Origin of the sequence: Paenibacillus sp. DCT19 (assembly GCF_003268635.1) — a bacterium.
Taxonomy (GTDB): Bacteria; Bacillota; Bacilli; order Paenibacillales; family Paenibacillaceae; genus Paenibacillus.
Map to the genome: position 1 here is coordinate 6,571,667 of NZ_CP029639.1, position 13,306 is coordinate 6,584,972.

Here is a 13,306-nt window from a genome sequence, read left to right on the forward strand (position 1 = left end):
CAATCATTGAATTCGCTTGTTCTTCTTATTACCAAGTAAACAGAGCACAATCGTCATCAAGGACATCAGAGCCAGTGCCATATAGATCATTGGCGTTACGCTGTTGTCTCCCGTTTTCGGAGCATCGTCCAGCTCGTTGCTGACGTTGTTAACTTCATGGTTACCATTGTCGGTGTCGTTATTAACCTTGCCCGGATTTGTCGTACCTGTATCTGGGTCGGTATTATCGCTCACCGGATTAGTCACTCCGTTACTTGGCTCGGGCGTTCCATCAACCGGATCGATAGTGCCGTTATCCGGATCAGTAGCTCCGTGATCTGGCTCGGTGGTGCCATGAACTGGATCTGTCGTTCCATTGATCGGATCTGTAGTTCCGTTGACTGGCTCCGTCGTTCCATTGACCGGTTCGGTCGTTCCTTGAACTGGCTCGGTTGTTCCCTGACCTGGGTTAGTCGTTCCGTTACCCGGATCAGTTGTTCCATTCCCCGGCCCGCTTGTTCCGTTGCCCGGGTCAGTTGTTCCACCGCCACCGTTACCGCCACCGGAACGAATTGGCTTCATAGGCACATCATATCTAACAATGTCGAAATCGACAGAGATCGTATTGCTTCGGTGTGTCTCGTATCCATCCTTCGTTACGATTAGATAATAATCCGCTTCAGGGAACACCATGTACGCATAAAAGCCATTGGCATCGCTATCCTGCTCTGGACTCTTATTGTCGTGCGGTGGGAAATTAGGAACCGCAGGAAGTGTTACTTTTGTACCCGGAATACGACCTTTATCTCGATTCCGCTGCGTATCCGCATAATACAGAGTAACGATGGCTCCTTCAATTTTCTTGCCAGTAGTCGCATCTCCGGTCGTTTCATCATAAACCGTACCGTAAGGGTCAACTAGCTCCTCGGAAATATTAAGTTCTCCGTTCGCCTTAACATTCAGTTGTGCGACTTTGAGGAGTAATTCTTCGCCTGTCTCCGACTCATAACGAACTTCCATGATGTACTTCTGCTCGCTTAGCCCTTCTACGGAGAACGTTCCATTTGAAGCCATCGGGAATGCTTTAGGACGACCATTTTCTTCAATATACGTACCGTCAATGTTCTTCAAATAGATATGCATATGACTGGTAAACTCATCATTGAACAGTTCTGTTGTTCCGTTCAGTTGCTTGAACAGCACAATTCCTACTGCCGTAATATCGGCTGGAACAGTCTCGTCTGTCACGCTGCCATCTACATTTGCTTTTTGCGTGAACTCGACAGGTACATCTTTACCACCTACGCGATACCACTTCGTATACGTGATGGTATAGTCCGTATCTGCCACAGCTGGAACTGCATACTCACCGTTCTCATTCGTCACTGTCTGAATTTTCTCACCTGTCTTCAGATCAGTTACTGTAATTGGCGCATTAGGAATGACTTCGCCTGTATTGTTGTTACGCAGGACGCCCTCCAGATACGGACGAGTATTTACATAATCTGCTCTGGACACTTGTTTCTCAGGAATCGTGCCTGTACGGACAAAGCTTTCCGGATCTGTCACATAACCATCTGTCGTGTAATCCTCTTGGGTTACTGTATATTCCAGATTGGTCGGAAGATCTTGTACACCGAGTGTCTGTCCATCGGTAAGCTCAAAGGTATCTCCATTACGGATAACACCTGTGCTACCGTCTGACTTCACATAAACATAGGATTCGTCCGCCCCTTCACCTGTGAAAGTGATCGTGTACGTGAACGGTTTTTGTTTGTCGTCGTCTTTACCTTTAACAGTGTTGCTGATGAGCAGACCACCTTTTAACATACGGATATTCGTATATGGCGCTACTTCATCTGTGCCGTCCATCACTCCGGTATAATACCGTTCCTCAGGATTAGTCACGTAATCCTCGGCTGTGTAATCCTGCTGGGTAATGGTGTATTTTAGATGCTTAGGTAAACCCACCAGATCCAGTGTCTCTCCATCCTTAAGTCTGAAAGTATCACCGGATTTGATTGTACCTGTACTACCATCTGATTTCTCGTAAGTGTAGCTTCCATCCTTACCCGCATCCTCCAAGATAACGGTGTACTCGAATTCCTTCGTTGGGTCACCGCCGTTGCCCATCACTGTATTGCTGATGGTCAGCTTGTTAACGATGCGTTCATTAATGAAATCTGCCTTATGATCGCCTTTGTTCACGACTGTGCCAGAATACTCTCTCGTCTCTGGTGTAGTGGTGTAGCCATCACTAGTCGTATAATCAGCCTCGGTCACGGTATACACAAGATCTGCAGGCAATGCCGCGAGCGTCACAGATTCCCCATGCTTAAGCGTAATTTTATCTCCGCTCTTGATCTTGCCAGACGTACCATTTGACTTCGTGTAGGCATATTCCTTGTCCTTGCCTTCACCATCGAAATTCACAGTGTATTCGAAGTCCTTGGAAGGATCACTTCCATTTCCTTGCACTGTATTGCTGATCGTTAACTTACCTTGTGCTGGCGTAGGCACGATCAGTGGAAGTTCAGAGTTCACTTTTATGCCGTCTACCCAGATTGGTTTACCAGGTGTATTGCCAACGTACACTTGATAAATTTTGGTCATAGGCAACCATGTTGTTGTATCGATATACGTTTCCTTCAGCTCATAATATCCGGGGTCTGGGATGAGTAGATTCAGTTTCCCTTCACTATTCGTTGTGCCATCAGTGACGCGATCCCCGTTGCTTTTCTTGTAAAGTGTGAATTCCACGTCTTTTAACGGATTGTTGTTCGGATCTACCTTCCTCAAAGGCAAGAGCGCATTGGAGGTTGAAGTACCAGCTACGTCTGAACTGTCCAGCGTGCTTTCACTTCTGGCACTAACCGATTTCAGCTTATCATCGCCCATAAGCTTAACCTCATTGCCCATTTTATCTCCAGCTTTTGCTGTAGTCGGGTCAACCTCGGTTTGGTAGACAAACTGATAGAACTTGTTCGGATCGTCCATTTTGAATAACAAAACAGTAGTGCCATCCACTCCCGGCGCAGCTTCTACCTGGACTTCAGCATTCGGATCACTAAGATCGAGTGCAGCGCCAGTTCGCTCGAGAGCACCACTAGCAGTCAGTGTAGCCGGATAGACCGCCATGCTTGGTGCTGACAGCACAAGCTTTCCATCTACCTCATAACGCAGATTCATACCTGCACCTAGCGTATCCTGTAAATACGCACCCTGCTGCATGTTGAATGGTGGTGTATAATTTACCGTCCACTCCAGTACGCCTGGAACAGGTTTAGTTACCGACTTGCCTAGTGTCTGAATAGGTACGATAATCTTACGTTGTTCCGTAACAACCTTCTCTTCTCCGCCCCAGGTCATATGTAGGTCGGCTTTGTTGTACATCACTTGTTTATCAGTACCATTCGTAGTGTAATCCTCTATATATTGCGCAAGAGCTTCATTGGAAGGTCTTGCTTTGACCAAAATGATATAAGGACTTTCTAATTTCGAAAAGGTAAACGTTCCTACGTTTCCGCTATGGGAGAAGTTTACCACGTGGGCAGCTGTGCCCGGTTCAATCACTGTTCTTGCATCGTTTCTAGTACCATATTCTGTTCCCGAACTATTGTCCGAGAATCCTTTCCATAGCTCAAAATCCTTACCTTCGGAGTACGGTACGAATTCCCAGCCTTCGGGCAACGTATCCACTAGCTTAATATTGCTAATAACTCGATTACCGCCGTCCTTAGCCATTTCTTCTGTGTTATATCCAGGCATATTGACCCCTAAACGGAATGTAACCGTCTTGGTAATTCTGTCATAGCCAGAAATGGTCCATGCATCATTGTTATCGTTTCGAATGTAGCTGCTCACATTATTCGGACTAACATTCTCCGGCGTGCCATCTGCTTTCAATGGCTTCGACGCATAGAGCATATCCTTGTTTAACATCCGAAGGTGAAGGTTTGCGTTATTTTGCGCTTGAATTACAGTCTCACCATCAATCAGTAAAGCCCGATTCCAGATTGATTTCCCTGTATTAATATCCTGTTTGAAAAGGACATCCGTGTTGGTCTCCAGTGCACGGAAGCTGAAGGATGCTGCTGCTTCGGTGTATCCAGTCACCTTGATTAAATCCGCTACTACTTTACCATCTACGGTTAAAGGAATACTTTTCATGGTCAGACCGCTTGCATTCGTCTTTAGCGTGCCTTCCTGATATTTACTCCAAAGCTGCGCGTTATTGATGTTTCCTTTAATCTTGGCAATAGTGTCAGCACTCACCTCACCAGTCTCATCCATAGCATTGTCCAAAACGTTCAAATTCCCGCCATGCACCAGCACATCGTATACGGCAGCATTGGGCAATGCATACTGTGGATTAAGATTAACCGTCCATGTAATTCCGCCCAGATTGTAATCCTCTGTCGATACAGCACCTGTTTTGGTAAACGCATGTGCGCCAACCGTGACGGAGGCCTCATCCGTAACCGCACTAGGTCTTGTACCCGCAGTTACGTTATTGTTCTGTATGCCGCCTGGTGTAGCCAAATTCCAGTTGGTACGAGGCGTGATCTGGAAGTTCGAACCGCTAATGACCTTGCTTTGAATCAGCAATTCTACTCTACCGTTAATTTCTCCAAAGGAATAAGTCCCGCTCGCATCTGGTACAATAGCCTGCACCTCTGATGCATTGCCATCTACCATTGTCTGCCATGTAGCAGAGGTGAACTCCAGCCCTGCAGGAAGTACATTGGTGATGGTAAAGTCCTGTAGTCCTCTTTTGTTATACTGGTTAACGACAACTTTCCATGTGATCATTTCATTCGAGTGGTCATATGAGGCAGATGCTTGAATCCAGTCTGGAGCAAAAGAAATCTCTAGTGCTGTATTCACTAACATCGTAGCGTCCTGTCTCAGTTCCACTTTGCCCTGCATATCCCGGTGACTTCGACCAAGGTTGCCTGGCGGAGTACGATATTCGTAATAATAAGCTTCCTTAGGAATCCAAGTCTTATATTCAACCTTTGGATCCAGACCTGTTCCTTCTGGAAATGTGTATGTCAGTGATCCATCTGCGCCAATGACTGGAGTTACATTCTGATCATTAACCTTGAATGAGTCCTCCATATAAATGCCTTGAACATTACCGAAGCCAGTATTATAAACGGAGGGATTCGTATAAAATACCTTTCCGTCTAACGGCAGCTTAACGGTGTTATCAAACTTATCACTTGAAGATACGTTGGACTGCCAAGTAACTGCACCTTCAACAAATTGTGCTGGTTGAATTCCACGATAACTATACTGATCCCATCTCACCATTCCAGGTGAGCTTAGCGTAATGCTATAAGCCGGGGTAACATCCGGATTTTTTAGCTGGTATGCTCCACCAAAAATCGAGATCGGTTTGCTATCACCGTAATTCAAGCCTGTTACATCCGAATTGGCCGTGGTATCAAAGCTGAATGTGACCGCTTTACCAATACCATTGAAAAACAGATCATCACCATTAAATACAATCCGGATGCTATTCGGAGTGAAATAAACGGTACCAAGCTGTTTCACACCATTTTCAGTAGTGGCATTCAAGGTTCTGGTCGCTGTTGGCAGAACGACCTCCTTGAAGTAGGTGTCTCTTTTTAGCTCAATAAAGTCACCCTTCTGCAAGTACTTCGTCGTATCGTTCTGATCCTGTGTACCAACATAGTCACCCATTACCGGCACTTTGAGCCCCTCTGATGTAAGGGTAAATGCCTGTCTCCCCTGGATGGTACCGCCTGGAGCAACTTCAGTTCCTTGCGTTACTTTCAGTGGAAAGATTGCATTTGCATCCATGAATACTGCTGTTTTGTCCGATGGATCGACGGCCATTAGCCCCACCATGCTATTAGCTTGCGGCTTGGACTCCGCCTCAGGTGTCAACGTTGGACTGTCTGAAGAAGGTTCTTCTGCTGCATCGTTTGCTTCTTCTTCTTCTTCTGCTGGCGGCAGATTGTTCTCCGACGTTTCATCTGACGGATCACTCACTTCCTCCGCTTCCGAGGAAGAATTGTCTGATGGAAGCTCGCCTGTTGCGTCGTCCACCACCTCTGACGTCGATTGTGATTCGACTACGCTCAGTGAGCCGGAATCGTCATTCGCCAATGCAGCAGCAGGGAACGCTACAGTTTGCAAGACAAGCATAATTGCCAAGCAGATCGATAGCATCGTTTTACCTATACTGCGTTTGTGTTTCAATATCGAAATCTCCTCCACTTCTGAAAATTTTAGTTGCTGTCTGCCACTTATGTACGTTCTCTCCTGATCTCTTACACTCAAGAAAGTGACAAAGTGAGCCAATTTAATGGCATATTCGACCATTCTAATGTAGAGACCTATACAAAACCTCAACAAAAAAAGGCAACCCCTCTGCGTTACAAAGGGATTGCCTCTTCTTATTGGTAAAGCAAGATTACCACAGATCTTCTGGGATATACTTGATCATCATTTCAGATCCATCTTCATTAATTTGATACGTATGCGTTCTTGTTGCTTCCTCAACCTGTCCGAATGACCATTTGTCTTGACGGTTATCCGGATACGAAGGTTCAACTCCCGTTAGAGGACCTCTGTACAGCATACCGTTAATCATCTTAACGGCTTCCTCACGGGTGAGCTGACCTCCAGGCTGGAAGGAACCATCCTTATAACCCGATACGATACCGAAGCGGAACACTTCCTCAATCGACTGCTCTGCCCAGTTCTTCTCAATATCGGTAAACGAGCTTATTCTCAAAATAGGATCGATCCGCAGCTCTTTCGCAACGCCCAGATAGCGGGCGATAGCTGTTGCCAGCTCTGCTCTTGTAATCGGCTGATCTGGTTTGAACGTATGATCGGCATAGCCTTTAAATATTTCTCTGTTTGCGACTGCTTCGATATACTCAGCACCCCAGTAATCTGTAGTAACGTCATCGAATAGCTTCACATGTCGAACCTCATCTTGCAACTTCAGTGTACGGGCAAAAATAGCAGCAATCTCCGCACGAGTAATGAGTTTCTCAGGCTTCACATTACCATCCGGGTAACCCATAATATACCGATCATGCTGATGCTCGTAACGGTTAGAATACATCATCACTTTAATTAAAGATGTGTCGTCCTGCACATTCATAAGCTTAAGCTTATCGTCTGTGCCAATGGCAGCCGTTACGGCAGCGTAGTTCTCGCCTTCGTTCATTTCATTGACCTTGAGCTTGAACGTCAGTTTACCCTGCGTGCCTCCTGCAAGCTTACCTAGCGCCCACTTCAGTTCTTGATCTGTTACCACACCACCGTTTGCATCAACTAAGCTCATTCCTGCCGGGATGTTGGCTTTAACGTACACGTTGCCTGCCTCAGTCAACGTTTTGTTAGCGTAAATAATCGTGAAGGTTATCGTATCGCCTTCTCTGACTTTCATTTTGTCGACAAGAACCGCTGTAGCAAGGTCAATCGACTCTGCCGTGCCCGATGCTGGGTCAGTAGGCTGTGTCGTGCTGATTGGCGGTGTGACAGGATTGGTCACAGTTGGTGGCGTAACAGGTGTTCCGATTGGAGAACCCCCTCCGCTAGATGAAGACAGAGGTGTCATGCTAAAGTCGTACAACACAATTTCCGTACCGACATGAATCAGTGGACGACTTGGATCAACAAATCTACTGTCAAAATCCTTATATCCTGCCTTTGTCGCCGTTAAATAATAATCTGTATGCGGAAATACCATATATGCATATTGTCCTGTCGCATCACTTGTCTGTGGGTTGGCATTATCCGCTGGCGGGAAGCCGTTCACAGGCGGTAAGATTACTTCTGTTCCGTTGCTGTAATGAAGCTTAACGACTGCACCCGGTATTGGGTTACCCGTAACGGAATCCGTGATTGTGCCGTAGGGGTCAATAAGCACCTCACTGATGCTGATTTGACCGTTAGAACTGATCTCCACCTTCGTATGACCAATAATAACAGGCTTGGTTCCGCCTTCAGGAAGCGGAATATTATAGATGACATCTGCAGTATAGCTACCATCCAGCACGCTGTCGATGTTAAATACCCCATTGGAGTCAATTGAGCCTGTATGGGCACCATTACCATCGGTTAGCGATATGGTATAACCTCCGCCTACCGTTCCGTTTAGTGCCGAGGTACCGTTTTGGGATGATCCAATTAAAATAACACCGGAGACGGTTTTGTTCGCCTCATAGGATTGTCCATCAATATTAGCATTCACTGGAACGCTCTGATGAAATGTAACGGACGTTTTCTTGCCACCAATTTCAATGGGCTTGGTAATGGAGACATCATATGTCTCACTGCCCTTCGGTATAGCTATGGTGTAAGCTCCGTCAGCCTCAGTAACTGCAACAGCATGAAAATCAACAATACCGTCACCGTCAAAATCTTTACTTACAGTAATACTTGCGCCTGCTATAGGGTGACCCAGTGAGTCTGTAACCACACCTGTAATAACGCCTGGAGTGAACGTAATATAGATGGTATCACTCACGTAGAGACCTCTTTGACTATCGTCAACCGTTGCCCTCAACGGGATAGAAATAGGATCTGTACCTCCAAGAGTGCCTGCGGTGAACGTTGTGGTTGCGATCCCTTGTGCATCCGTTGAGACGCTCACCGTATTCGAGTTACCTGTAAAATGACCGTACATCGTATCTGGCACATCAAATACAACTTGAACTCCAGCCTGAGGACGACCCTCGATATCAGTCACTACAGCTTTGAAAACCGATGTGGCTGTACCATTCCCGAGTATGGACGAGGGGTTGGCTGTCAGTGTAATTTTGTACTCGACGAGCTCAAAATCCTCGGTAACAACGCCGTTCGCATTGCCGTTGACTGTAGATACTGAAACCTCTCTATGAGCAGGACTATACTCATGACTAACGACTTCTAAAATATATTTATTGATCACAACATTATCGAAGTTGTACTTACCATCTGAACCTGTTGTAACCCGTCCCTTCTCTTTCCCTGCAAGATCACGCAAAATCACTGTCGCATCGGATATCGGATCTCCCGTTTTCTTATCAATCACCGTTCCGTTAATACTCGGATTGGTAAACGTGATCGTCACCGTGGCTACGTTTGACTCACCTACGCCATCCGAAGCTTGATACGTGAACGTCACACTGCCCGACGCGTCTTCTTTCGCCTCAAACGTGAATGAACCATCCGTATTTACAGTCAGCGTACCTTTACTTGGATCGCTAATTGGACTCATATTCACGGCTGTGAGTGTATTATTGCCTACAACCGTATCATTGGCTAGAATACCGTTTGCCGAAGGAACAGTCAGTTTACCTCCCCTAACAACCTGGTAGCCGTCATTCTCGGCAATAGGTAAAGAACTGAATTTAGCATAATAGTCTCCAGCTGATGTAACGTTAAATGTATATGTGGCATTCGTACTTACAGAAGTACCTGTTCCTGATTCGTTATCATACCATCCTACGAATGCATAACCAGTGGCTGGAGTCGCCGTAAGTGTTGCTGATTCGCCAAGTCCGTAGGTATTGTCACCCGCAGTCGTTCCACCAACATTGCCTAAGACATGTGTTGTGATTGGCATAGTAATTGTAATGGTCACTGTAGCCACGTTCGACTGACCTGTTTCGTCAGAGGCTCGATACGTGAATGTCACACTACCCGATGCTCCATCATCTGCAACGAATGAAAAAGATCCATCATTGTTGACCGACAAGGTACCCTTGCTTGAATCACTGAGTGAACTGATACTCACAGCTGTGAGTGTACCGTTTCCTGGAGCCGTATCATTCGCTAGAATGCCCGTTTCGGCTGGAACATCTAGGGTCTCCCCTCTCACAACTCGATAGCTGTCATTCTGAGCGAAAGGTAATACTCTGAATTTGGCGTAATACTCTCCGGCTGATGTAACCGTAAACGTATATGTCGTGTTCGTGCTAATAGGAGTGCCTGTACCTGCTTCGTTGTCATACCATCCCACAAATGTGTATCCGTCGTTTGAACTAGCCGTAAGTGTTGCTACTTCGTCAAGTGCATAGTCACCATCTCCGGCAGTCGTACCACCAACATTTCCAATGACATGGGTAGCAACGGGTACGGTAATCGTGATTGTTACCGTCGCTACACTTGAATAGGCAGTTCCATCAAAGGCTTGGTACGTAAATGTCACCGTACCGGACGCCTCACCGTCGGCTACGAATGTGAACGAGCCGTCAGGGTCTACAGTAGTCAGCGTGCCCTTGCTTGGATCACTCAAGGTGCTGATTCTTTCCGCTGTAAGTGGATGATTCTCATCATCGCTATCGTTTGAGAGTATGCCTGTCTCAGCTGGAACTGTGAGCGTTTCTCCCCTTTTTACACGATAAGTGTCATTCTCTGCGATAGGCTCATGCGTAGCCACGGGCAGAGTAATCGTGATCGTTACTGTGGCTACGTCTGATTTGACGATGCCGTTATCGGCTCGGTACGTAAACGTCACCGTACCGGACGCTTCATCATCGGCCACGAATATGAACGATCCGTCAGGATCTACAGTAGTCAGCGTGCCCTTGCTTGGATCGCTAAGAGTGCTAACATTTTCCGCTGTGAGTGGAAGACCCTCCCCATCGGAGTCGTTCAACAAGATGCCTTCAATCGCCGGAACTGTGAGCGTTTCTCCTCTTACGACACTATAGCTGTCGTTTTCGGCATATGGCATCATCACAAATTTTGCATAATAGTCTTCATCTGTCTGAACAGTTACATCATATTCTGCATCCGTACTTACAGGATTACCTGACCCTGCTGGGTTGTCATACCATCCTACGAATGCATAACCGAGCATTGGGATTGCTGTAATTGTAGCTAGGTCACCAATGTTATAGGTGTTGTCTCCTGTAGTCGTACCGCCGTTATCTCCGATGACATGTGTGTTGATTACAGCTGTTGTCACATTCGTTACATCGGTAGTAACTGTATTAGATACAAGTCCAATGCCAGACAATACAGCCGTACCACTAGTTACAGTCTGTGGCGTGCCTGGTGCGGTTATCGTAAAGGTGAGCTCCTTGCTGTCATTCGAGAGAACATCAATCCCCGTTTGTGTCTGACCGTCACTTGTTACGCTAAGACCTGTTTTATCCGTATCTGTGTAGTTATAAATTGTAACCTTATAGTCTATAGATCCGTTGGTCTGAACCGTTGCCGGCCCTGACTTGTCAATTCCCATTAACAAATCAAGCTTACCGTTGTTCCCCAGTCTCATCGTGGCTTTTGTATCGCTCAGCCACTCCTCACTAACGTAGCTTGCACCGATTCCGTTCGTTTTGGATACCGTCTGCTTACTTTTTAAGGCATCGTAATACGGACTGTCGGTCGGTGGGAAGAAATATGCTGCTGTTTTAGCCCCATCGGTGTCGTTACCCGAATTAAGGTAGCGAGTTATCTCACCTACATTATTCGGTGGTACCTGAAATGTCGGTTTAACGTTATAGCTTAGCTTAAAAGTACCTTCTGCTGGAGGACTGTACTCTCCCGACTGTGGATTCGTCCGGTTCTTAAAGCGGTAAATATGTGGCTGCATATCGCTTGCATCGATATACCAAGTTAAGCTGCTAACGCCTGACACCGTCTTGATCACGGCTCGACTCCCGTATCCAGCAAACTTATATGCTGTACCGCCGGAGATCGCCGTACTTGTGTCCACCGTTGCAACGGCATCCCCAATTTTCAACGTGGACAGATCGACAGTAAAATCATTGCTGATTTCATCCGAAACGACGATGGCACTCGCGATATCCGCGGTCTCAGAGCCAAGATCGGTAGTCTCCGGTATGTTGAGAAGCGGAAGTATCGTTGTAGTAGCTTCTACATCGTTCGCCAATCCAGCGAAGGCTGAACTGACAATGTCATACGTCGGAGCGAATGTATAATAATTGCTGTAAACAAATGCATCTGCATAGTTAAAGCCACTCGGCCCTTGAGCTGCATAGGTCTGCAAGCTGTTATAGGCACTCTTTGCTGAGCCGTTTCTAAAATCACTGTCTTTATTATCTTTGACACTTTTCGGATCCAAACCCGCCCAAGCGTAGACAGGCTTAGTACCAGAAGGTCCGTTAATCGCTGTTGAGGATCCTAATCCCACCGTATATACTTTTGCCTGAGTCGACTCTCCTTCATTGTAGGTCGTGTATCTACGATCGATCAGATCCTTCATATAGGCTCCCGTGAGAATGGTTAATGCAGCGATCTCAGGGTCTCCTGTACTTGCCAAACTCAAACCGTCAGAGGCTCTACCTGGCACAAACTTTGCGTTATCATTTGCACTCTGAGTATAGTTTGCAATCGTTGTGGCATCGGTTAATGCATTGTTATAGTTGGTCTCGAACGATATAGCACTTGGTGAAGAAAACCATGCTTTCTTCGCATGAATTGCAGCCCCATCCGATAGCAGGAATATATAAGGCTGACGCTTAGGTCCTGTTCCCTTGGTTCCCACATTGCTCATCGTTTTGGAAAGACCATACATGATACCATCCTGCGTTGGTGTTCCTCCCCCTAGTGAAACTGGCGATGGTGATCCAACAGTACTGCCATCCTTGTTTAGATTCCTGTTCAACGTGATGTTCTGGTTTGAACTGTCATACTTCAAAAAATCTTCTGCTGCATGACCTGAACTAAATTCGTAATGACCTAGTTCCATAAACGTTCCCAGATGGGTCGAATTAGCAGCTCCACCAAACCAGTACACCGCAACACGGTTTTTGGGGTTTGCGTCCATCACTGTGCGAATTGCATCATTCGCAGCCTTGGCCATAGCTTCCACACGATAGTAAACCCCTGGTCCACCCGCTGTTTCCGCTATTTCTCTGCCGTTCAAAGTTCCCATAGAGGAACTCATGTCCAAAACAAAAGTGACGTCCGCTGCCGGTCCGTTAGCAGTACTAGTTCCACCGACTCCTGGATTGGTCGTATTAATCGTCTTATATTCTTGTGCCAATGCAGATAACTTCACATTGAAACTGCCGTCGTTCTCCGCCGTTACACTCTTGTCTGTCCAGATTCGTCCATCCGAATCGGCCGTACCAAAGCCGCTAGGTGCTGTATCTGTCACTGGGTCAGCAGTCAATTTGACCTGGTACGGGCCATAGTTCGTCTCCGACATCGTCGGAGTACTAGCCGCATGAGCTACTGAGCCAACCAAAGGAGATAGACCGCTAATCCCCAATAGCAGACACACCGTAAGCACAATTGAAATCAATTTGGTGAAGCCTTTGTTCATACTTCATGCCTCCGTATAGATTAGAATTTAAACGTACAACTTCCACGATAGATT

The 13,306-nt window shown here is 46.5% G+C and carries 2 protein-coding genes; both read right to left on the bottom strand.

Annotation, left to right across the window (positions count from 1 at the left end; translation table 11 throughout):
- Positions 1-3: 3 nt before the first annotated feature.
- Positions 4-6,210 carry a DUF7601 domain-containing protein gene (locus DMB88_RS29705; protein WP_128104188.1) on the bottom strand — a complete coding sequence of 2,069 codons (6,207 nt, stop codon included), beginning with the start codon at positions 6,208-6,210 and terminating at the stop codon, positions 4-6.
- A gap of 214 nt (positions 6,211-6,424) precedes the next feature.
- Complete coding sequence (locus DMB88_RS29710; RefSeq protein WP_128104189.1) at positions 6,425-13,252, bottom strand: Ig-like domain-containing protein; 6,828 nt, start codon at positions 13,250-13,252, stop codon at positions 6,425-6,427.
- Between the last annotated feature and the right edge of the window lie 54 nt (positions 13,253-13,306).

Coding starts and splice junctions, on each gene's coding strand:
- DMB88_RS29710 (WP_128104189.1), bottom strand. CDS start 13,252: ATGAACAAAGGCTTCACCAAATTGATTTCAATTGTGCTTACGGTGTGT.